This is a genomic window from Kribbella sp. NPDC050459, assembly GCF_040655315.1.
Lineage (GTDB): Bacteria > Actinomycetota > Actinomycetes > Propionibacteriales > Kribbellaceae > Kribbella.
The window spans coordinates 1,237,868-1,259,883 of record NZ_JBFAJQ010000001.1; the positions used below are offsets into that span (position 1 = coordinate 1,237,868).

Annotated in this window: 20 protein-coding genes and 1 tRNA gene; 14 read left to right on the forward strand and 7 right to left on the reverse strand. The window is 70.0% G+C overall.

Annotated elements, in window-relative coordinates; genetic code table 11:
- Positions 1-80 precede the first annotated feature (80 nt).
- From aroH to AB0I12_RS05695, 7 genes are all read left to right on the forward strand, one after another.
- A complete protein-coding gene (gene aroH, locus AB0I12_RS05665) occupies positions 81-449 on the forward strand; it encodes a chorismate mutase (RefSeq protein WP_134100823.1) in 369 nt (122 codons plus the stop codon).
- Positions 446-1,510: a prephenate dehydrogenase gene (locus tag AB0I12_RS05670; RefSeq protein ID WP_359925001.1), complete on the forward strand. Its 1,065-nt coding sequence runs from the start codon at positions 446-448 to the stop codon at positions 1,508-1,510. Before aroH ends, AB0I12_RS05670 begins: the two co-directional genes overlap by 4 nt.
- A gap of 31 nt (positions 1,511-1,541) precedes the next feature.
- Complete coding sequence (gene cmk / locus AB0I12_RS05675; protein ID WP_359925004.1) at positions 1,542-2,222, forward strand: (d)CMP kinase; 681 nt, start codon at positions 1,542-1,544, stop codon at positions 2,220-2,222.
- A gap of 115 nt (positions 2,223-2,337) precedes the next feature.
- Positions 2,338-3,066 carry a lysophospholipid acyltransferase family protein gene (locus AB0I12_RS05680; protein WP_359925006.1) on the forward strand — a complete coding sequence of 243 codons (729 nt, stop codon included), beginning with the start codon at positions 2,338-2,340 and terminating at the stop codon, positions 3,064-3,066.
- Positions 3,059-4,426, forward strand: a complete 1,368-nt coding sequence (der, locus tag AB0I12_RS05685) for a ribosome biogenesis GTPase Der (protein ID WP_359925008.1) — start codon at positions 3,059-3,061, stop codon at positions 4,424-4,426. Before AB0I12_RS05680 ends, der begins: the two co-directional genes overlap by 8 nt.
- A 71-nt stretch (positions 4,427-4,497) precedes the next feature.
- Positions 4,498-4,571: transfer RNA gene (locus AB0I12_RS05690), tRNA-Pro, on the forward strand.
- A 49-nt stretch (positions 4,572-4,620) separates the two neighbouring features.
- Entirely contained in the window at positions 4,621-5,526 is a 906-nt protein-coding gene (locus AB0I12_RS05695; RefSeq protein WP_359925011.1) for a hypothetical protein, read from the forward strand.
- Here AB0I12_RS05695 and AB0I12_RS05700 read toward each other — a convergent pair.
- Together AB0I12_RS05700 and AB0I12_RS05705 are read right to left on the reverse strand one after the other, a co-directional pair.
- Complete coding sequence (locus AB0I12_RS05700; protein ID WP_359925014.1) at positions 5,437-7,608, reverse strand: MMPL family transporter; 2,172 nt, start codon at positions 7,606-7,608, stop codon at positions 5,437-5,439. The two genes, AB0I12_RS05695 and AB0I12_RS05700, sit on opposite strands and share 90 nt — an antisense overlap.
- Before the next feature lie 72 nt (positions 7,609-7,680).
- A complete protein-coding gene (locus AB0I12_RS05705) occupies positions 7,681-8,229 on the reverse strand; it encodes a helix-turn-helix domain-containing protein (RefSeq protein WP_359925017.1) in 549 nt (182 codons plus the stop codon).
- A gap of 111 nt (positions 8,230-8,340) precedes the next feature.
- Between AB0I12_RS05705 and AB0I12_RS05710 the strand changes: the two genes are divergently transcribed.
- Positions 8,341-9,285 carry a trypsin-like peptidase domain-containing protein gene (locus AB0I12_RS05710; RefSeq protein ID WP_359925019.1) on the forward strand — a complete coding sequence of 315 codons (945 nt, stop codon included), beginning with the start codon at positions 8,341-8,343 and terminating at the stop codon, positions 9,283-9,285.
- Here the strand turns inward: AB0I12_RS05710 and AB0I12_RS05715 are convergent.
- Positions 9,272-9,652, reverse strand: coding sequence for a hypothetical protein (locus AB0I12_RS05715; RefSeq protein ID WP_359925022.1), 381 nt, complete (start codon positions 9,650-9,652; stop codon positions 9,272-9,274). The genes AB0I12_RS05710 and AB0I12_RS05715 overlap by 14 nt on opposite strands.
- Before the next feature lie 137 nt (positions 9,653-9,789).
- On the opposite strand from AB0I12_RS05715, the gene AB0I12_RS05720 reads away from it, so the two are divergent.
- The gene (locus AB0I12_RS05720; RefSeq protein WP_359925025.1) at positions 9,790-10,425 is read left to right on the forward strand and encodes a tetratricopeptide repeat protein; all 636 of its coding nucleotides are present in this window, start codon (positions 9,790-9,792) and stop codon (positions 10,423-10,425) included.
- Between the two features lie 3 nt (positions 10,426-10,428).
- Here the strand turns inward: AB0I12_RS05720 and AB0I12_RS05725 are convergent, their stop codons facing one another.
- Positions 10,429-11,022, reverse strand: a complete 594-nt coding sequence (locus tag AB0I12_RS05725; protein ID WP_359925134.1) for an MBL fold metallo-hydrolase — start codon at positions 11,020-11,022, stop codon at positions 10,429-10,431.
- Positions 11,023-11,302: 280 nt separating this feature from the next.
- Between AB0I12_RS05725 and uvrA the strand changes: the two genes are divergently transcribed.
- Positions 11,303-14,311: an excinuclease ABC subunit UvrA gene (uvrA, locus tag AB0I12_RS05730; protein WP_359925028.1), complete on the forward strand. Its 3,009-nt coding sequence runs from the start codon at positions 11,303-11,305 to the stop codon at positions 14,309-14,311.
- 15 nt (positions 14,312-14,326) lie between these two features.
- On the opposite strand, the gene AB0I12_RS05735 is transcribed toward uvrA, so the two are convergent.
- Complete coding sequence (locus AB0I12_RS05735) at positions 14,327-15,223, reverse strand: hypothetical protein (RefSeq protein ID WP_359925030.1); 897 nt, start codon at positions 15,221-15,223, stop codon at positions 14,327-14,329.
- Positions 15,224-15,663: 440 nt separating this feature from the next.
- Between AB0I12_RS05735 and AB0I12_RS05740 the strand changes: the two genes are divergently transcribed.
- The gene (locus tag AB0I12_RS05740) at positions 15,664-16,197 is read left to right on the forward strand and encodes a Rieske (2Fe-2S) protein (RefSeq protein ID WP_359925033.1); all 534 of its coding nucleotides are present in this window, start codon (positions 15,664-15,666) and stop codon (positions 16,195-16,197) included.
- A gap of 66 nt (positions 16,198-16,263) precedes the next feature.
- On the opposite strand, the gene AB0I12_RS05745 is transcribed toward AB0I12_RS05740, so the two are convergent.
- Positions 16,264-17,490: a S8 family peptidase gene (locus tag AB0I12_RS05745; RefSeq protein ID WP_359925035.1), complete on the reverse strand. Its 1,227-nt coding sequence runs from the start codon at positions 17,488-17,490 to the stop codon at positions 16,264-16,266.
- Between the two features lie 149 nt (positions 17,491-17,639).
- Positions 17,640-18,095 (reverse strand): DUF6194 family protein, encoded by a 456-nt coding sequence (locus AB0I12_RS05750; RefSeq protein WP_359925038.1) that lies wholly within the window; start codon positions 18,093-18,095, stop codon positions 17,640-17,642.
- 82 nt (positions 18,096-18,177) lie between these two features.
- Between AB0I12_RS05750 and uvrC the strand changes: the two genes are divergently transcribed.
- From uvrC to yvcK, 3 genes are read left to right on the forward strand one after another with little or no spacing between them, the layout of a single operon-like run.
- Positions 18,178-20,208, forward strand: a complete 2,031-nt coding sequence (uvrC, locus tag AB0I12_RS05755) for an excinuclease ABC subunit UvrC (protein WP_359925040.1) — start codon at positions 18,178-18,180, stop codon at positions 20,206-20,208.
- The gene (gene rapZ / locus AB0I12_RS05760; protein WP_359925042.1) at positions 20,208-21,074 is read left to right on the forward strand and encodes an RNase adapter RapZ; all 867 of its coding nucleotides are present in this window, start codon (positions 20,208-20,210) and stop codon (positions 21,072-21,074) included. The genes uvrC and rapZ overlap by 1 nt, the downstream gene beginning before the upstream one ends.
- Positions 21,071-22,012 (forward strand): uridine diphosphate-N-acetylglucosamine-binding protein YvcK, encoded by a 942-nt coding sequence (gene yvcK, locus AB0I12_RS05765; protein WP_359925045.1) that lies wholly within the window; start codon positions 21,071-21,073, stop codon positions 22,010-22,012. The genes rapZ and yvcK overlap by 4 nt, the downstream gene beginning before the upstream one ends.
- The last annotated feature ends 4 nt before the right edge of the window (positions 22,013-22,016 follow it).

Genomic DNA, 22,016 nt, shown 5'->3' on the forward strand with positions numbered 1-22,016 from the left:
CGTGCACGATCCGAGACGGCTGTCCAGTCCTTGGCGACCGTGGCCTAGGGTTGGGTGAGACGAAAAGAAGGAGGCAGCACGTGGCGGTACGGGCGATCCGGGGTGCCACCCAGCTGGACGTGGACGAGCGCGAGCACCTGCTCGAGCGGTCCGCGGAGCTGGTGAAGGCGGTCCTGGAGGCGAACGATCTGGAGAACGAGGATCTGATCAGCATCCTGTTCACCGTCACGTCGGACCTGCGCTCGGAGTTCCCCGCCGTCGCGGGGCGGCAGATCGGGCTCACCGACGTACCGCTGATGTGCATGCAGGAGATCCCGGTGCCGCACGCGCTGCCGCGGGTCGTCCGGCTGATGGTGCACACCGAGACATCCCGGTCCCGGGACAAGATCCAGCACGTCTACCTGCACGGCGCGGTCGCGCTCCGTCCGGACCTGACCGGCGCCCAATGACCGAGCTTCGCGGCCCGGTCCGCATCGTCGGCACCGGGCTGATCGGCACGTCGATCGGCCTCGCCTTGGCGCGGCTCGGCGTGGTCGTCGAGCTCGTCGACGGGAACCCGGACAACGCGCTGATGGCCGAGCGGATCGGCGCCGGCGCGCGGACGGTCGACATCGAGCCGCAGCTGGTCGTGGTCGCCGTACCGCCGGACCATGTCGGCGCCGTCGTCGCCGAGCAGCTGCAGCAGACCCGGGCGATCGTCACGGACGCGGCCAGTGTGAAGTCGAAGCCGCTGACCGACGCGCGCGGCCTGATCGACGACGTCAGCCGGTACGTCGGCAGCCACCCGATGGCGGGCTCCGAGCGCAACGGCCCACTGGCGGCCCGCGCGGACCTGTTCGACGGCGCCACCTGGGCGATCACCCCGCACGCGACGAGCGCCCCGGAGGCGGTCGATCTGGTCCGGCGGCTCGCCGAGGCCTGCGGCGCGCGGACGGTCGAGCTGTCCGTCGAGGACCACGACCTGGGCGTCGCCCGGGTCTCGCACCTTCCGCATCTGATGTCGGCGCTTGCCGCGGGCACCCTCGCGGACGCGCCGTCCTCGCACCTCGAGCTGTCCGGTCAGGGCGTCCGCGACGTGACCCGGATCGCGGCCGGCGACCCGCGGCTGTGGACCCAGATCGTGTCGGCGAACTCGACCGCGCTGACCGGCCTGCTGGAGCAGATCCGCGGCGAGCTCGACCGGCTGCTCGTTGCCCTCGGCAAGGAGGAGGCGGCCGACGAGCTGACCGCGATCCTCGGCCAGGGCGTGTCCGGCGCCGTGCGGGTGCCGGGCAAACACGGTACGCCGCACATCGACCTGGTCACGGTGCTCGTCACGATCCCGGACCGCCCGGGTCAGCTGGCCCGGCTGTTCGCCGACGCCGCCGAGTCCGGCGCCAACGTCGAGGACCTGCGCATCGACCACAGCCCCGGCCGCCCGGCCGGTGAGGTCGAGCTCGCCGTCAAGCCCGGCTCGGTCGACCAGCTGGTCGACGTCCTCACCGAGCGCGGGTGGGTAGTCCACCGCTAGCTTGTCCCCGCGCGAAGGTAATCTTCGGGGCATGATCATCGCTGTGGACGGGCCGAGCGGCTCCGGTAAGTCGAGCACCGCGCGCGGAGTGGCCACCCGGCTCGGACTGCGCTACCTGGACACCGGGGCGACGTACCGCGCGGTGACCTGGTCGGCCGTCGACCGCGGTCTGGACCTGGACGACACGGCGGCGGTCGCGCAGCGCGCGCGGGAGCTGGAGCTGGAGATCAGCACCGACCCGGGCCGCCAGTTCGTGATCGCCGATGGGACCGACATCACCGCCGCGATCCGGGAGCCCCGGATCAGCGAGGTGGTGTCGAAGATCGCCACCAACCTGGACGTCCGCCACGAGCTGGTCCGGCGGCAGCGAGCCGTCATCGACGCCGCGCAGGACGGCGGCGGGATCGTGGTCGAGGGCCGCGACATCGCCACCGTGGTCGCCCCGGACGCCGAGCTCAAGGTGCACCTGACCGCCGACCAGGACGCCCGGCTGTCCCGGCGCGGCGCCGAGCTGGGGTCCGGTGCGGTCAGCGCGGAGCAGTTGCGGGACCAGATCGTCCGCCGCGACGCCGACGACGCGACGGTCTCGCAGTTCCTGGTCGCCTCCGACGGAGCCGTCACCGTCGATTCCACCCATCTGACCCTTGAGGAGGTCATCGACGTGATCAGCCGGCTCGCCAAGGAGACCGTTCCTCAGGGCCGGGAGCTATGACTGTACCCATGCCGCGCCTCCGGCGCGGTGGGTCATGGGGCTTTGATTTCCGGTCTTCCCTCGTCGCTCCGGTCGCTGCGCTCCCTGCGCTCCTCAGTCCAGACCGGGAAGCCCTATGACCGCGGAAGTCACCGGGCACAAGGATCTGCCTCGCACCGACGACCTGCCCGCGCTGCCGTACCGGTTCGCGGTCCCGCTGCGGAAGGTCGCCGCGCCGTACTTCCGGCGCAAGTACAACCTGACCATCCACCACGAGGACCGGTTCCCGCTGACCGGGCCGCTGCTGATGGCCCCGAACCACCTGAGCCTGCTGGACGCGCCGCTGCTCGGCGCGCTCGCGCCGCGGATGCTGCACCAGCTCGGCAAGATCGAGGTGTTCGGCGGGCTGCAGGGCAGGTTCCTGCACCTGATCGGGCAGATCCCGGTCGACCGCTCGTCGTACGACCCGCTCGCGGTCCGCAAGTCGATCCAGGTGCTGCGCGACGGGCGGGTGCTGAACATCTACCCGGAGGGCACCCGCGGGCCCGGCGACTTCAGCCGGATCAAGGTCGGCCTGGCGTACCTGGCGATGGTCACCGGCGCGCCGATCCTGCCGGTCGCGCTGATGGGGACGCGGCTGGCGGGCGGCGACGTGGAGGGCTATCCGCCGGCCGGAAGCCGGATCGACGTGGTGTACGGCGAGCCTTTCGCCGTCGAGCGCGTACCCTTTCCCAGGAGACATTCCGACGTACAGGCGGTCACCGGCCACATCGGGGACGTGCTGCGCGCCCATGTGAAGGCGGCCGTCGAAGAAACCGGCCACCCGCTCCCGGGCTGGCGAGACCCGAAGGACCCTGATGACTGACCTGCCCACCGAAGTACCGACGCACGACCGGGAGGACACCGGGCCGCTGCCCGTCCTTGCGATCGTCGGGCGGCCGAACGTGGGCAAGTCCACGCTGGTCAACCGCATCATCGGCCGCCGCGAGGCGGTCGTCGAGGACACCCCGGGCGTCACCCGGGACCGCGTGTCGTACGACGCCAACTGGGCCGGCCGCGAGTTCACGGTCGTCGACACCGGCGGCTGGGACCCGGACGCGGTCGGCATGGCCGCGCTGGTCGCGGCCCAGGCCGAGGTCGCGATCAACGCCGCCGACGCGGTGCTGTTCGTGGTCGACGCCGTGGTCGGCATCACCGACGCGGACGAGGCCGTGGTCCGGGTGCTGCGCAAGTCCGGCAAGCCGGTGGTCCTGGCCGCGAACAAGGTCGACGACCAGCGGATCGAGTCCGAGGCGATGAACCTGTGGGCGCTCGGCATCGGCGAACCGTTCCCGATCTCGGCCATGCACGGCCGGGGGACCGGTGACATGCTCGACGCCGTACTGGCCGCCCTGCCCGAGGCGCCCGCGGAGCGCGACGACGAGGTCGGCGGCCCGCGCCGGGTCGCGATCGTCGGCAAACCGAACGTGGGCAAGTCGTCACTGCTCAACAAGGTCGCCAAGGAGGACCGGGTCGTCGTCAGCGACGTCGCCGGGACGACGGTCGACCCGGTCGACGAGCTGATCACGCTCGGCGGGCAGGAGTGGCGGTTCATCGACACCGCCGGCATCCGGCGCAAGGTGAAGAACGCCCAAGGCCACGAGTACTACGCCTCGCTGCGGACCAACGCGGCGATCGAGCGTGCCGAGGTCGTGGTGGTCGTGATCGACGCCTCGGAGTCGATCTCCGAGCAGGACCTGCGGATCATGAACGCGGTCGAGGAGGCCGGCAAGGCGCTCGTGATCGCGTACAACAAGTGGGACCTGGTCGACGAGGAGCGCCGCTACTACCTGGAGCGCGAGATCGACCGCGACCTGGTCCAGTTCCGCTGGGCGCCGCGGGTCAACATCAGCGCGCTCACCGGCCGGCACATGGAGAAGATGGTGCCCGCGATCGAGGCGGCGCTGGAGGGCTGGCAGACCCGCGTCCCGACCGGCCAGCTGAACGCCTTCCTCGGCCGCCTGGTCGCCGCGCACCCGCACCCGGTCCGCTCCGGCAAGCAGCCGAAGATCCTGTTCGGCACCCAGGCCACCACGATGCCCCCGACCTTCGCGATCTTCACCTCCGGCCAGATCGAACCCTCCTACCAGCGCTTCATCGAACGCCGCCTCCGCGAGGACTTCGGCTTCGTCGGCAGCCCCGTCCACGTCCAGATCCGAGCCCGCCAAAAGAACAAGAAACGCTGACCGGACCCGGTAAGTGCTGCCCCAGTTGATGGGGTATGGTTTACCCCGGTTCGCCCTTCGGGGCGGTTCGGCGGGCTGTGGCGTAGTTTGGTAACGCGTTCGGCTGGGGGCCGAAAGATCGCAGGTTCAAATCCTGTCAGCCCGACCCCTCGAGGGGCACCGATTCTGTCGGTGCCCCTCGTTACGTTGGCCCCATGACGACCTGGGGTGACAGACGAACCTGGAACGACGACGACCTCCGCCAGGCTGCAGCCGAGAACCATTCATGGCGTGGCGTCGCCCGCGCACTGGGACTGAAAGGCACATCTGCAGGCACTGTGCGCTCGCTGAAGAAGCACGCCGAGCGGCTCGCGCTCGACACGGCGCACTTCACCGGCCAGCGGCAGTGGTCCGACCGGAAGTTGCGTGAGGTGATGCGCGACGCGACCTGCTGGGCCGACGTGATCGCCGGACTGGGCGTCAGCGACGGTGCCGAGTCCCGCGTCCGCATCAAGGGGCACGCGGTCCGGCTAGGCCTGGACAGTTCGAAGCTGCGGCCGTCCCCGTCTTCCCAGCCGACCGCCGAGCCGTTCCAGTTGACGCTCCGTCCAGAGATGCTGCGAGCGGCGGCGCCGGCACTTGCCATGGCCTGGTTCACGTTGCACGGCTGTGCGGTGGCGCTGCCGATGGAGCCGGAGGTCTACGACCTGCTGGTGACCACGACGGACGGCATCCAGCGCGTGCAGGTGAAGTCGTGCGCCTCACGGAACGGGCGGGGGTACTGGGATGTCGGGATCGGAAGACGGCCGTATGTGCTCGACAAAACGGCCGGCAAGATGCCTTACGATCCCGACACGATCGACCTGTTCTTCATCGTGCTCGGTGACGGCAGCATCTACGTCATCCCGAGCTCGGTGCTGGCGGGGCGGGTAAGCATCTCGGCTGAGAGCTACACGGCCTACCGCGTGGGTGATGCGTCGAGCCTGCTGCGTGGTGGGGCGGCGGCGGACGCCGACGCCCCAACACGCGGGTCAGCGTACGTCCGCGAGTTCCTTGGGCTTCGGAGCTTCGACCCGCAGGGTTTCGCCTTCGATGTCTACGCGGGGGGTGAGGCGGTCTAGCCAGCGGGGGAACCACCAGGCTCGGTCGCCGAGGAGGCTGAGGATGGCGGGGACGAGGGTCATGCGGACCACGAAGGCGTCGATCAGGACGCCGATGGTGAGGCCGAAGCCGATGGCCTTGATGATCGGGTCCTCGACCAGGATGAAGCCGGCGAAGACCGACGCCATGATCAGGGCGGCGGCGGTGACGACGCGGGCGCCGTGGCCGAGGCCCTGGACGGTGGCGTCGTTCGCGTGCCGGCCGTGCACGAACTCCTCGCGCACCCGGGACACGATGAACACCTCGTAGTCCATCGCCAGCCCGAACAGGATGCCCATCATGATGATCGGCAGGAAGCTCACCAGCGGACCGGGGGAGTCGACCCCGACCCAGCTCGCGAGGTGCCCTTCCTGGAACACCGCGACCGTGATGCCGAACGTCGCCCCGATCGTCAGCACGAACCCGAGCGTCGCCTTCAACGGCACCAGCACCGACCGGAATGCGAGCAGCAACAGCAGGAACGAAAGCCCGATCACCACGAACAGGTACGTCGGCAACGCATCGGACAGCTTGTTCGACACGTCGATGCCGACCGCCGTGTTCCCGGTCACCGAGATACCGGCGTCACCCGTGGCGAGCGGCTTCACCGCGGACCGCAGGTTCTTCACCAGGTCGGCGGTCTCCTCGCTCGCCGGCCCGCTCCGCGGGATCACCTGCAGCAACCGCGTCGTACCGTCTTGACTCGCCGCCGCGGGCTGGGCCGCCACCACGTCGGGGAGCCCCTGCGTCTTGCCGAGCACCTGCTGTACGAGCGTGTTCGACGTCGCCGCGTCGTTGCTCTTCACAACAACCACCAGCGGCCCGTTGGCGCCCGGCCCGAATGCCGCGGCGGTCAGGTCGTACGCAACCCGCTGATTGCTCCCGGCCGCCGCCGAGGCGCCGTCGGGCAGCGCGAGCTGCATGTCCTTCGCCGGAATCGCCAGCAACCCCAAGCCGATGATGCCGACAGCAACGATCGGCACCCGCAACCGCGTCACCAGCCGCCCCCATCGGAAGCCAAAGCCCTCGACCGGCGCCACAGCGACCGGCGCCTTCCGGAGCTTGCGCGGCAGCACCCGGTTCCCCACGAAGCCGAGCAGCGCCGGCAGCAACGTCAACGCCACCAGTACGGCGGTCAGCACCGTCGCCGCCGCGGCCAGGCCCATCGCGGTCAGGAACGGTACGCCGACGACCGACAGCCCGGCGAGCGCGATGACCACAGTCGCGCCCGCGAACAGCACCGCCGACCCGGCCGTCGCGGTCGCCCGCGCCACCGACTCCTCCGGATCCATGCCTTCGCCGAGCTGCGACCGGTGCCGCGAGCTGATGAACAACGCATAGTCGATACCGACCGCGAGGCCGAGCATCAGCGCCAGGATCGGCGCCGTCGAGGACACATCGGTGAACGCGGTCACGATGAACAAGCCCGCCATCCCGGCCAGCACGCCGAGCAACGCCGTCACTAGCGTCATCCCGGCCGCGACCAGCGACCCGAACGTCACGACCAATACGACGGCCGCGACCGCCACGCCGATCACCTCGGTCGCACCGATCTCTGGGACCCCGGCTTTGATCTGCCCGCCGGGCACGACCTGGAGATCACCCGAGCTCAGCGCGCTCAGCCCGTCGTACCCGTCGCTGCTCTCGTGCGACAGCTCGTCGGCCGGCTTGTCGAACTGGACGCTGATCAGCCCCGTCGTACCGTCCGGGCTGATCGCCTTGCTCGTGAACGGGTCGATCGCCGCGATCACCTCGGGCACCTTCGCGACCTTGGCGACGGTGGCGCCGACGGCGGCCTTCACGGTCGGGTCGGCGAGCGTCTTGCCGTCGGGCGCCTTCACGACGACCGTCGCGGACGCGCCGCTGGCGGCCGGCAATTCCTGCTTCAGCGCGTCGAGCGCGCGCTGCGACTCGGTGCCCGGGATCGAGAACGTGTTCGCGGTCTTGCCGCCGAGCGTGAGCGCGCCGACGCCCAGCAGGACGAGGAACAGCGCCCAGACGGCGGCGACGAGGCGGCGACGCTGGTACGAGAACCGGCCGAGCCGGTACAGGAAGTTGGCCATCGGGTTCCGTTTCCGTGTCGTTCAGGGCAGGGTCGACCACCCGCGCGGCGGCGGGTCGTTTGGGTGTCGCGGTCAGGCGCGGCGGAGGAGTCTTCGCAGCGCGATGTCGCAGAGTCGTCGGAGGTCGTCGTCGGTGCGCTCGTCGGAGTGCCGGCACTCGCCGAGCAGGCCGTTGATCGCGAACTTGGCCAGGTCCTGCTCGAGCGGGTCGTCGGATCCGGCCATGTACTCCGTCATGCGCAGGCCGTCGGCCACCAGCGGGGCGACCTCGGGCATCTGCTCGATCACCGGGATCACGTCCTGGAGCACGTCCACGACGCCGCGGTGCTCGACGGCGAGGTCGATGAAGCGCTGGATCGTGAGGTCCTGTGCCGCCGCGCGGGGCAGCTCGGCCGCGGCGGCGACCAGCTCGGCCAGGTCCGCGGCGGCCGGTTCGAGCACGGCGGCCAGCACGGCGGGCTTGCCGCTGAAGTGGTACAGCACGGTTGCCTTCGAGCAGCCCGCCGCGGTCGCGATGTCCTGCAGCGACGTCGCGTTGTAGCCGCCGGCCTGGAACAGAGCCATCGCCTGGCGCACGATCTCGCGCCTGGTCCGCTCCCGGGCGGGGGTGGTGACTGCCATGTCACGCATCTTGACTGACCGATCGGCCAGTTTTCAACCGATCGGTCAGTTTTGTGGCCGGGTTCACGTTCTTGCTTTCGGTGTAATGATGTAATTCAGGAGGTGAGGGCGATGGCTGACGAGATGGCCGGGGACGACGTCCTGGATGCCTACTCCCGAGTGGTCTCGGGTGTGGCGGCCCACCTGATCCCGCGGGTCGCGAGCCTGCGGATCCACAGCCGGCGCGGCGACTCGTCAGGCTCGGCCGTGGTGCTGACCGGCGACGGGCACCTGCTCACGAACGCACATGTGGTCGGCGACGGGTCCGAGGCGTCAGCCGAGTTCGCGGACGGTACGACGGCGCAGGCGCGCGTGGTCGGCGTGGACCAGCTGTCCGATCTCGCCGTCCTGCGGGCCGACCGGGAGATCCCGGACCCGCCCGAGTACGGCGACGCGGACCTGTTGAAGGTCGGCAACCTGGTGGTTGCCGTCGGCAATCCGCTCGGGCTGGCCGGCAGCGTGACCGCCGGCGTGGTGAGCGCCCTCGGCCGGTCGCTGCCGGTCCGCAGCGGCTCGGCGCACCGGATCATCGAGGACGTGATCCAGACGGACGCGGCGCTGAATCCGGGCAACTCCGGCGGGGCGCTTGCCGACGGCAACGGGCGGGTGATCGGCATCAACACCGCGGTCGCCGGGATCGGGCTGGGGCTCGCGGTCCCGGTCAACCCGACCACCCGGCGGATCATCTACGCACTGCTCCACGACGGCCGCGTACGGCGCGCGTACCTCGGGCTCGTGACGACGCCCGCGCCGCTGCACCCAGCACTCGCGCAGCGCTTCGATCAGCGGGCGGCGCTCCGGGTCGTCGAGGTCATCCCCGCCAGCCCGGCGGCGGCAGCGGGGCTGCGTCAGGGGGATCTCGTGCTGGCGGTGAACGGCGTACCGCTCCGTGACGCGCAGTCGCTGCAACGGCAGCTGTTCGAGGACGCGATCGCGCGCCGGACCGAGATCACCGCGATCCGCAACAACGCGCTCGTCGACGTGATCGCCTATCCGGCCGAACTCACCGACCGCTAGCTTGGCGGCGGCAGGAACTCCGCCGGATCGACGGCCTGCCCGCGCTTCGGTCCGCCGCGGATCGTGTACGAGTCCAGTAGCAGCTCGGCGGCCTCGCGCAGATCGATCCGGTCGAGGTAGCCCCAGCACGTAACCCGGTACTGGAAGGTGTGGACGACCGGAACACGTCCCGGCGCTCGGCCAGCGCGGCCTGGGTGGTCATGTCGCCGGTCCACACCTGCAGCAGTTCGCGGCCGGCGTCGTCCCACCGGAGCCGCGCGAACTGGTGTCGGCCGGCGAACCAGGCCGGCGACCCCTCGTGCGCCTCACTGAGCCGCGCGTCAGGCAGCCGCTCGGCCAGCGCACAAACGTCCTGCCAGGTCGTCATGAACGCGATGCTAACGCCGCCGCCAGGCTCTGGTGGACCTCGAGGAGAACGTGAGGTGACGGATGAGCCCGCGGAACCTCAAGCTCTGGTAGAGGTCGAGCACCGCGTCGAGCCCGTATCACCCTAGGATCGGGCGGGTGGACGAGCTGATGCGACAGGTCGACGGACTGTACGAGCGGGCGATCTTCGGCGGTGAGTACGACGACCTGCCCGAGGCGGATCGTGCGCTCGACCGGGTGGAGGCGGCGCTGCTGCTCCAGCGGGGACGCATCCTGCACTGCGGTTTCATGGAGTCCGGCGTCGAACCGCCGGAGGAGCTCGGGTACTTCGAACGCGCGGCCGAGCTGTACCGCGGCGCCGGCGACGACCGCGGCGAGGCCCTGGCGCGGTTCTGGATCGGCTGCTTCCACCAGGTCGTCGGCGACGACAACGCGACCGCCGTACCGTTCCTGACCGCGTCCGTCGAGCTGTCCCGCAAGACCGGGGACGACCTCACCCTCTCCTACGCCCTCCGCCACCTCGGCGTCGCCGCGCAGATGTCCGGCAACCTCCTCGAGGCCCGCGAGTTGCTGGAGGAGTCCACCGCCCTCCGCCGCACCCTCGGCTTCACCGCAGGCGTCGCCGCCAACCTGGTCGGCCTCGTCTACCTGGCCGTCGCCCAGAACCGCCCAGACGACGCCCGCGCCCTGGCCGACGAGGCCGCATCCCTGGCCGCGTCGGCCGGCGCCGCGAAGATCAGCGAGCAGATCGAAGCGGCGCGCGCACGGATCTGACGACTACCAGCCGCGTGCGCGCCATTCGGCGACATGGGGGCGTTCGGCGCCGAGGCTGGTGTCGGACCCGTGGCCGGGGTAGACCCAGGTCTCGCCGGGGAGCTCGTTGAAGAGCTTGGTCTCGACGTCGTTGATGAGCGACGTGAAGCGCTCGGCGTCGCCCTGGGTGTTGCCGACGCCGCCGGGGAACAGCGAGTCGCCGGTGAACAGGTGCGGCGCGCCGTCCGGGTCGTCGTACAGCAGTGCGATCGAGCCGGGGGTGTGGCCGACCAGGTGGATGACGCGCAGGCTGCAGCTGCCGACCGCGATGTGGTCGCCGTCGTCGACGAGCTGGTCGGTCGGGACCGGGATGCCCTCGGCGTCGTGGCGGCCGGCGACCGTGGTGGCGCCGGTCCGGGCGACGACCTCGGCGAGCGCCTCCCAATGGTCCTGGTGGCGGTGCGTGGTGATCACCCGCGCCAGGCCGCCGTCGCCGATCAGGCGGAGCAGCGTGTCCGCCTCGTTCGCGGCGTCGATCAGCACCTGCTCGTCGGTCTGTCGGCAGCGCAGCAGGTAGGCGTTGTTGTCCATCGGCCCGACCGCGACCTTGGTGATCATCAGCTTGGCCAGCTCGTGGGTCTGCGCCGGCCCGCCGACCTTCACGTTCCCGTGGTACTCCGGCATCTCTCGCCTCTCCCTGCTCTCGGTGACATCCAGATGTCACCGCCGATCCTTGCACCTCCGGCCCGGTTGCATCGAGCACGGTCCGCGATCGAATATACTTTCGAAACGGTCGCCGGATCCGGCGGCGGAAGTTTTTGTCGGTGGGCCTCGTTAGCATGACCGGGCAAGTCGGAGAACCACCTGGAACCCCTCGAGAACGGCTGAGAGTGAGCTTGTGTCTGACCGTCTGATCGTGCGCGGAGCGCGTGAGCACAACCTGAAGGACGTCTCGGTCGACCTGCCGCGGGACGCCATGATCGTCTTCACCGGCCTGTCGGGGTCCGGGAAGTCCAGCCTGGCCTTCGACACGATCTTCGCCGAGGGTCAGCGGCGCTACGTCGAGTCCCTCTCGGCGTATGCGCGGCAGTTCCTCGGCCAGATGGACAAGCCGGACGTCGACTTCATCGAGGGGTTGTCGCCGGCCGTCTCGATCGACCAGAAGTCCACCTCACGGAACCCGCGCTCCACGGTCGGCACGATCACCGAGGTGTACGACTACCTCCGGCTGCTGTTCGCGCGCGCCGGGCGGCCGCATTGTCCGGAGTGCGGCGAGCCGATCGCGCGGCAGACGCCGCAGCAGATCGTCGACCGGGTGCTCGAGCTGGAGGAGGGTACCAGGTTCCAGGTGCTCGCGCCGGTTGTCCGCAGCCGCAAGGGGGAGTACGTCGACCTCTTCCGGCAGCTGACCGGTCAGGGGTTCTCGCGGGCCCGGGTCGACGGCGAGACCATCCAGCTGACCGACCCGCCGAAGCTGGAGAAGCAGAAGAAGCACAGCATCGACGTGGTCGTCGACCGGCTCGCGGTGAAGGAGTCGGCCAAGCAGCGGCTGACCGACTCGGTCGAGACCGCGCTCGGGCTGGCCAGCGGTCTGGTGGTGCTGGACTTCGTCGACCTCCCGGAGGACGACCCGCACCGCGAGCGCCGGTTCTCCGAGAAGCTCGCCTGCCCGAACGATCATCCGCTCGCGATCGACGAGCTCGAGCCGCGGTCGTTCTCGTTCAACTCGCCGTACGGCGCGTGCCCGGTCTGCACCGGTCTGGGGACCCGGATGGAGGTCGACCCGGAGCTGCTGGTGCCGGACCCGTCCAAGTCCCTCGACGAGGGCGCGATCCAGCCGTGGGCGGGGCAGAACGTCTCGCAGTACTTCGAGCGGCTGCTGGACGCGTTGGCGAAGGACCTGAAGTTCAAGACCAGCACGCCGTTCGGCGAGCTGCCGGCGAAGGCGAAGAAGGCGCTGCTCACCGGCCACGACAAGCAGGTCCACGTCTCGTACCAGAACCGCTACGGCCGCGAGCGGTCGTATTACACGAGCTTCGAAGGCGTCATCCCGTACGTCGAGCGCCGGCACGCGGAGGCGTCCAGCGACACCGGGCGGGAGCGCTTCGAGGAGTACATGCGCGAGGTGCCTTGCCTGGCCTGCAACGGTGCGCGGCTGAAGCCGATCTCGCTCGCGGTCACGCTCGGCGGGAAGAACATCGCCGAGATCAGCGCGATGTCGATCGACGAGGTGCACGGCTTCCTGTCGCAGATGGAGCTGTCGCCGCGGGAGAAGCAGATCGCGGAGCGGGTGGTCAAGGAGATCGGCGAGCGGCTGCGGTTCCTGCTCGACGTCGGCCTGGACTACCTCGCGCTCAGCCGGCCGGCGGGTTCGCTGTCCGGCGGTGAGGCGCAGCGGATCCGGCTGGCGACCCAGATCGGATCCGGCCTGGTCGGCGTGCTGTATGTGCTGGACGAGCCGTCGATCGGCCTGCACCAGCGGGACAACCGGCGGCTGATCGACACTCTGGTCCGGCTCAAGGAGCTCGGCAACACGCTGATCGTCGTCGAGCACGACGAGGACACCATCGACCACGCGGACTGGGTCGTCGACATCGGCCCCGGCGCCGGCGAGCACGGCGGCCAGGTGGTCGTGTCCGGCACCGTCGAGGACCTGCGCAACCACCCGGACTCGATCACCGGCGCGTATGTCTCCGGCCGGCGGGAGATCCCGATCCCGGAGGTCCGGCGGCCGCTGACCGAGGGCCGCGAGCTGACCGTGTACGGCGCCCGGCAGAACAACCTGAAGGACCTCGACGTGACCATCCCGCTCGGGGTGTTCGTCGCGGTCACCGGCGTGTCCGGCTCGGGCAAGTCGACGCTGGTCAACGACATCCTCTACACGTCGCTCGCCCGGCAGATCTACGGCGCCCGCGCGGTGCCCGGCCGGCACACGAAGATCTCCGGGATGGAGCTGGTCGACAAGGTCATCCACGTCGACCAGTCGCCGATCGGCCGGACGCCGCGGTCCAACCCGGCGACGTACACCGGGGTTTGGGACCACGTCCGCAAGTTGTTCGCGGAGACGCCGGAGGCGAAGGTCCGCGGGTACCAGCAGGGCCGGTTCTCGTTCAACGTCAAGGGCGGCCGCTGCGAGGCGTGCTCGGGTGACGGCACCCTGAAGATCGAGATGAACTTCCTGCCGGACGTGTATGTCCCGTGCGAGGTGTGCCACGGCGCGCGGTACAACCGCGAGACGCTCGAGGTGCACTACAAGGGCAAGACGGTCGCCGACGTGCTGGACATGCCGATCGAGGAGGCGTCGGAGTTCTTCGCGGCGATCCCGGCGATCTCGCGGCACCTGAAGACGCTCGTCGAGGTCGGCCTGGGGTATGTGCGACTCGGTCAGCCGGCGCCGACGCTGTCCGGCGGTGAGGCGCAGCGGGTCAAGCTGGCGTCCGAGCTGCAGCGGCGGTCGACGGGCCGCACGGTGTATGTGCTCGACGAGCCGACCACGGGTCTGCACTTCGAGGACATCCGCAAGCTGCTCGGGGTCCTCAGCGGGCTGGTCGACAAGGGCAACTCGGTGCTGGTCATCGAGCACAACCTCGACGTCATCAAGACTGCCGACTGGCTCATCGACCTCGGCCCCGACGGCGGCCGCCGCGGTGGCACGCTGGTCGCGGAGGGTACCCCGGAGCAGGTCGCGGCCAACCCCGCGTCGTACACCGGGCAGTTCCTCGCCGAGATCCTCGAGGGCCGGGCGGCCAAGCCGAGCGCGAGGAAGGCCGCGGCGAAGTCGGTGCCGGCGAAGAAGGCCGTCGCGAAGAAGGCTGCCCCGGCGAAGAAGGCGGCTGCCAAGAAGACGGCGGCCAAGAAGGCTCCGGCGAAGAAGACGGCGACGACCCGGAAGCGTGTAGCCGGCTGATCAGCCGGCCACTGGTCAGCGGCGGAAGAGTTGCTGCCAGAGGTGACGGAGCCAGGTGCGCCGCGGGGTTGGGAGTAATGCCGCCGGCAGCATGACTGTCGGCGGTGTTGCCAGCGTCACCGGGACCTGGACCATGCGGTCGCCCTGGAGCCAGTACAGGTCGGGACTGCACTGGTCCGGTGCGTCGCGATAGGTGTCGGCGACGTACTGGGCCAGCCGGTCCGCAGCCTCCTGCCCGGCGTCGGCGGCGCAGAACGCGACGGTGCTCAGCCGCGGCACGCCGACCAGCACGCCGAGCCCGATCGCGGCCGCCGGCAGCAGGTTCTCGCGGTCGACGATCGCCATCGACACCAGCGGGTCGTCGTCGCGGGTGAGCACCGAGAAGCCGTCGTGCTCGACCGGCCGCAGATCCGCGATGTGTTCGAGCGTCAACTGCACCGGCGACGGGACGTCCGGGTCGCCGAGGCCGAGCATCGACCGCCGGACGACGGTCAACCGCCGGTAGTCCGCGCCGGTGCCGATGAACACCACGACCTCGAAGTGGTCGCCGAACGGGATCAGCGCGTCCGCCACCGGACCGGACGTCCGCGCGGACCAGCCGCGCTGCAGGAGCATCGCGCGCTGCCGCACCGCGACGTCGCCGAAGCGGTGCTCCTCGGTGGCCAGTTCACCCTCCGCGACGACCGCCCGCAGCCACGCCTCGATCTGCTCCGCCCAGAGTTGCTGCGGCAGCTGACGGCACCGGTCGATGATCTCGCCGAGCCCGACGACCGCCGACATCTGCAGCGCGCCGCGTCCCCACCCGACCTCGACCGTCCGGTCCGCGGTGTCGACGACACACCCCGGCAGCCACAGCGGCGCGAGGTCCGCGATCGCCTTCAGCACCGTCGAGTCGTTCGTCGTCCCAGTCATCTCCAGGCCTCTCCCACCCCTAAAGTGTGCCGGGCCGCAACCGAGCGCGCGCCAAGCGCCCCCGCGTTCCGCGCAGGCCGGAGCGCCCCGAGTAACCGAATCTGCCTGCCAGGCGAACCTGCTGCACCGGATGGCGCCAGACAAGAAATCACCCGACGAACCTCAGCAGCCCCACCACCCCCCACGCAACCCCAAGCCCACCCAGGCCAAGCCCAACGCAGCTGGTCAGCAGCCGCACTGGACGCCGACAGCCGCCGCGCCGTGCTGGACCTCGCGGCCCGTGTGGTCGGCATCGCGACCGCAGCTGTCAGCTGATTCACAGCAACCCTCAAACTGCGGTTCAATCTGCACCGGGTTGAACCGATCGGGTGACTCGGTCGTTTGAGTCGGTATATAGCGTTCAACCACCTCGACCAGCAGGCTTCTGGAGGACCAGATCTATGAGCGATGACACGATGGCACCGGCGACATCCGCGGACGGCGAACTGCGTGACCGCAGGACGGTGCTGCGGTGCGCGGCGATGGCCGCCCTGGTAGGTGCCGGCGCGCCGATCCTCGCGGCCTGCGGTGGCAGCGACGACGCCTCCGGCGGCGGTACGACGCCGTCCGCGAGCGGCTCGAGCTCCGCGCCGAACACCAGTGCCTCGCCGAGCGGCAGCGCGTCCTCCAGCGCGCCGGCCAGTGGTGGTGCGGTGCTCGGCCCGGCGTCCGACGTACCGGTCGGCGGCGGAGCGGTGTTCAAGGACGCCAAGGTCGTGGTGACGCAGCCGACCGCGGGGCAGTACAAGGGGTTCTCCGCGGTGTGCACGCACCAGGGCAACCCGATCGGCTCGGTGGAGAACGGCCAGATCGTCTGCCCGTTCCACAACAGCCACTTCAGCATCACCGACGGCAGCCCGGTCAGCGGCCCGGCCCAGGCGGCGCTCCCGGCCGTGAATGTGAAGGTCGAGGGCAGCAACATCGTCCAGGCCTGATCGACGACGTGCGAAGGCCCGGCCACCGTGGTGAGGAATCCGGTGGCCGGGCCTTCGGTCAGGTGATCAGGACTGGTCAGCAGCCCCGACGTACAGCAGCTTGTTCGGCGAGCCCGCGCCCGGGTCACCGACCTTGTCGGCCGTCGACCCGTCGACGAGGGCCTTGGCGACGTCGGCCGGCGTGGCGTCCGGGTGATCGGCCAGATAGAGCGCGACCCCGCCCGCGACGTGCGGCGTGGCCATCGACGTACCGCTCATCTTCGCGGTCGAGTCCGGGTCGGTGATGCCGACCGAGGTGATGTCGACACCCGGCGCGAACAGGTCGACGCACTTGCCGAAGTTCGAGAACTCCGCGCGCTTGTCCTGGTCGTCGGTCGCGCCGACGGTGATCGCCGAACGCTCGCGGGCCGGTGAGCCCTGGCAGGCGTCCGCGCTCTCGTTGCCGGCAGCAACGGCGTAGGTGACGCCGGCGTCGACCGAGGCCTTGACCGCCGCGTCGAGCGCGTCGTCGGCGCCGCCTCCGAGGCTCATGTTCGCGACCGCCGGCTTCTTGGCGTTCTTGGTCACCCAGTCGATCCCGGCCACCACGGACTCGGTCGAGCCGGAGCCCTGGCAGTCGAGCACCCGGACGCCGACCACCTTCGCGCCCTTGGCCAGGCCGTACGTCGTACCCGCGATAGTGCCGGCCACGTGGCTGCCGTGACCCATGCAGTCGACCCCGTTCTGGCCGTCGCCGACGGTGTCGGTGCCGACCGAGGCACGGTCGCCGAAGTCCTTGTGGGCGGCGTAGATGCCGGTGTCGATCACGTAGACGTTCACGTTGTCGGCGGTGGTGGACGCCTCGTACTTCTTGTCCAGCGGCAGGTCACGCTGGTCGGCGCGGTCCAGGCCCCACGGCGGATCGTCCTGGCTGACGGTGATCTTCTGGTTCTGCTGGACGAACGCGACCCGCTGGTCGCCGGCGAGCTTCTTCGCCTGCTCCTCGGTCATGCCGGCCGAGAAGCCCTTGAGCGACGAGTCGAACTGCTGGTGCACCTTGACGTCGTAGCTCGTGGCCAGGCTCTGCGTCGCGGCCCGGGTCTGGGCCCGTGAGTTCTGGCCGGCCAGGACGACGATGTAGCTGCCGGGGATGGCGTTCGCGCTGCCGGCGCCGCGGATGCTCACCGGAGCGGTTTGCGACGCGTCACTGCCGGCCGCTGTGGCGGCGATCCCGGTGACGGCGAGCGCGGATGCGGCGACGGCACCGAGTAGGGCGCGCGGCCTCCGAAGGCGGTGTCCATTCTTGGGGGACATGGGCGGAACTCCCTCGAGTCAGCGCAAGGCCTTGTTGCCTCACGCAAAGGACCTGCACACCTACCCTGGTTCACACGGTAGGGAGCGCGCCCATCCCAGCCGGGGGTCAACTCAGGCTTATGAGCCAACCCGCAATACGACCGCAATCTTCAGCCGGTTTGCCTGGCCTGGTGGTTGGAATACTTGCGCGCCGCGAACTGGTAGGCCTCGTCGATCAACGGCAGCAGCTGGTCCAGACCAGTCGGGTCGACGATCGCCACCCAGTACTGACCGGCATAGAACGGATGCGGCATCAGTACGTCGCGGGCGGCGTAGTCGTGGCCAGAGTCGAGCACCCAGTCGGCGTCGCGCTCGGTCGGGACCGGACCGAACAAATCGGTGTACGTCGTCTTCGTGAGGCCGAGGTTGAGTCGCCAGGATCCCGGCCGGTCGAGCTGCGACACTGTCTCGTAGTGGTCGCCCGTCACGACGGTGGCGAACGGCTGCTGCCGCTCCGGTGGCAGGTCGCCCGCTGGGTCGTAGAGGTAGAACAGGTCGTCCTGGGCCTCGAGCACCCGGACACCGTCGTACGCGCGGATCGTCCGATCGAGTTCGTCGAGCATCATGCCTTCAAGTCTGTCATTGAACTAGCGGTAGAGACTTTGCGCGGATTCCGGATTTGTCGGGCGGGCGAACTAGGGTGGTTGGGTGGCTGATCCGTCCTCCTACCGTCCCGCTCCGGGATCGATCCCCGACTCGCCCGGCGTCTACCGCTTCAGCGACTCCGCCGGGCGGGTGATCTACGTCGGCAAGGCGAAGAACCTGCGGGCCCGGCTGTCGTCGTACTTCCAGGATCTGGTGAACCTGCATCCGCGCACCCAGGCGATGGTGACGACGGCCTCGAAGGTCGAGTGGACGGTGGTCGCCACCGAGGTCGAGTCGCTGCAGCTGGAGTATTCCTGGATCAAGGAGTACGACCCGCGCTTCAACGTGAAGTACCGCGACGACAAGTCGTACCCGTGGCTCGCGATCACCCTCAACGAGGAGTATCCGCGGGTGATGGTCGGCCGCGGCCAGAAGAAGAAGGGCGTGCGGTACTTCGGTCCGTACAGTCACGCGTGGGCGATCCGGGAGACCGTCGACCTGCTGCTCCGGGTGTTCCCGATGCGCTCGTGCAGCAAGGGCGTGTTCAACCGGCACCGCCAGATCGGCCGGCCCTGCCTGCTCGGGTACATCGGCAAGTGCGCGGCCCCCTGCACCGGTCAGGTGACCCAGGAGGAGCACCGGCAGATCGTCGACGACTTCGCCGCGTTCCTCTCCGGCCAGACCGCGACGTACGTGCGCCGGCTGCAGAAGGAGATGCAGGCCGCGGCCGCCGAGCTGGAGTACGAGCGGGCCGCGAAGATCCGCGACGACCTGGCCGCGCTGGAGAAGGCGCTGGCGAAGAACGCGGTGGTCCTCGGCGACGGCACCGACACCGACGTGATCGCGCTCAGCGAGGACCCGCTCGAGGTCGCGGTGCAGATCTTCTACGTCCGCGGCGGGCGGATCCGCGGCGAGCGCGGCTGGATCGCCGACAAGGCGGACGGTACGGCGACCACCGCCGACCTGGTCTCGCAGTTCATCCAGCAGACGTACGCCGGCGACTCGGGCGACACGATCCCGCGGGAGATCCTGGTCCCGACGATGCCCGACGACGCGGACGCGCTGACCGCCTGGCTGGAGGAGCTGCGCGGCGCGCGGGTGTCGATCCGGGTCCCGCAGCGCGGCGACAAGAAGGCGCTGATGGAGACCGTCGAGCGCAACGCGCTGCAGACGCTGACGATGCACAAGACCAAGCGCGCCAGCGACCTGACTACGCGTAACCAGGCGCTGGAGGAGATCCAGGCCGCGCTCGACCTGCCCGAGGCGCCGCTGCGGCTGGAGTGCTACGACGTCTCGAACCTGCAAGGCACCGAGGTGGTCGCCTCGATGGTGGTGTTCGAGGACGGCCTGCCGCGCAAGAGCGAGTACCGGCGGTTCGTGATCAAGGGCGTCGAGGGGCAGAACGACGTGGCCTCGATCGCCGAGGTCCTGACCCGTCGCTTCAAGCGCCTCCTGGACGAGCGCGCGACCATGACCGAGGACGAGGACCCGAACGCGGCGCTCATCGACCCGGAGACCGGGCGGGCCAAGAAGTTCGCCTACGCACCGGGCCTGGTGGTCGTCGACGGCGGTCCGCCGCAGGTGGCGGCGGCCCGTCAGGCGATGGACGAGATCGGCGTCGGCGACATCCCGGTCGTCGGCCTGGCGAAGCGCCTGGAGGAGGTGTGGGTGCCCGACGAGGAGGACCCGGTCATCTTCTCCCGGACGTCGGAGGGCCTGTACCTGCTGCAGCGCCTCCGCGACGAGGCGCACCGGTTCGCGATCACGCACCACCGCAACCGGCGGTCGAAGTCGATGGTCGAGAGCACCCTCGACGAGGTCCCGGGACTGGGCGAGGTGCGGCGGAAGACGCTGCTGCGGCACTTCGGGTCGCTCAAGAAGCTGCGCGCCGCCACCGTCGGCGAGGTCGCGGACCTGCCCGGTTTCGGGCCGCGGCTGGCGGAGTCCGTCGTACTGGCGGTTAACGCTGCTGCAACGAAGGCGGAAACCGGCCGGGCCCCGTCGGTCAACACGGCGACAGGCGAGATACTGGGCGACGACGTCCCGGCGCCGGCCGGGGCGCCCGACGGGGACCCAGGGAGAACTGAGAACTGATGGACGACACGGGCGGCAACCTGATCATCGTGTCCGGGATGTCGGGCGCGGGACGGAGTTCGGTCGCCGACGTACTGGAGGACCTCGGCTGGTTCGTGGTGGACAACCTGCCGCCGATGTTCCTGACCACCATCGTCGAGCAGGTCGTCGGGACCGGCGCGGCACCGCGGCTCGCGGTCGTCGTCGACGTCCGGACCGGCCTGTTCTTCGACGAACTGAGCTCGGCGATCCACGACCTGCGGCTCAAGGGGTACCGGCCGCTGACGTTGTTCCTGGAGGCGTCCGACGACGTGATCGTGCGCCGGCAGGAGAGCGTCCGCCGGCCGCACCCGCTGCAGGGCGAGGGCCGGCTGCTGGACGGCATCCAGCGCGAGCGGGAACTGCTCGGCGACATCCGGGCCGGCGCCGACCTGGTGATCGACACCTCGAGCCTGAACATCCACCAGCTCGCCGCGAAGATCGTGAACGCCTTCGGCGACGAGGAGAACGCCGAGCTCCGGGCGACCGTGGTGTCGTTCGGGTTCAAGTACGGCATCCCGGTGGACGCCGACGTGGTCGCCGACATGCGCTTCATCCCGAACCCGTACTGGCAGCCCGACCTGCGCCCGATGACCGGGCAGGACCAGCCTGTGTCAGACTTCGTGCTCGGCCATCCGCTGGCCCAGCAGTTCCTGCAGAACTACGTGGACGTGCTGGACACCCTGCGGACCGGCTACCTGAACGAGGGCAAGCGCTTCGTCACCGTCGCGATCGGCTGCACCGGGGGTAAGCACCGCAGTGTCGCGATGGCCGAGGAGATCGCCCGGAGGCTGCGCGAGAGAGGGTCACCGACGTTGGTCGTGCACCGGGATCTGGGGCGTGAGTGACGAGATCGACCAAGGTTGTCGCACTGGGCGGGGGACACGGCTTGGCGGCGTCCCTGTCCGCACTCCGCCATGTCACCGACCAGCTGACCGCGGTCGTCACCGTCGCGGACAACGGCGGGTCGTCGGGCCGGTTGCGCCAGGAGCTGGGGGTGCTGCCGCCGGGTGACCTGCGGATGGCCCTGGCCGCGCTGTGCCGCGACGACGAATGGGGCCGCACGTGGGCCGACGTACTGCAGCATCGCTTCCGCAGCAACGGTGAGCTGCACGACCACGCGGTCGGCAACCTGCTGATCGTCGCGCTGTGGGAGCTGCTCGGCGAAGCGGTCGACGGACTCGACTGGGTCGCCCGGCTGCTCGGCGCGCAGGGCCGGGTGCTGCCGATGTCCGCCGTACCGCTGGACATCAAGGCCCGCGTGCTCGGGCTCGACCCGGCGCACCCGGAGGGGATCACGGAGATCCGCGGCCAGGCCGAGGTGGCCTCGACCGAGGGACACGTGGTCGACGTGGCCCTCGACCCCGCCGACCCGCCGGCCTGTCCGGAGGCCCTGGTCGCGGTCGCGGAAGCCGACTGGGTCGTGGTCGGGCCGGGGTCGTGGTTCACCTCCGTCATCCCGAATCTGCTGGTGCCCGAGCTGTGCCGCGGCCTGGAGCAGACCAGCGCCCGGCGGCTGCTCACCCTGAACCTGGGGGAGCAGAAGGGGGAGACGGACGGGTTCTCGCCGGAGACGCATCTCGAGGTCCTGGCCGGGCACGCGCCGGATCTGCGGATCGACGTCGTGCTCGCCGACACCGGTCACGTGCCCGACCCCGAGTCGCTGCGCCGTACGGCGCAGTCCCTCGGGGCCGAGCTGGTGATCGCGGACATCGCCGACGAAGAGCGCGACCTGCACCACGCGCCGGACAAGCTCGCGAAGGTGTACCGGGAGATCTTCGGCTAGGCCG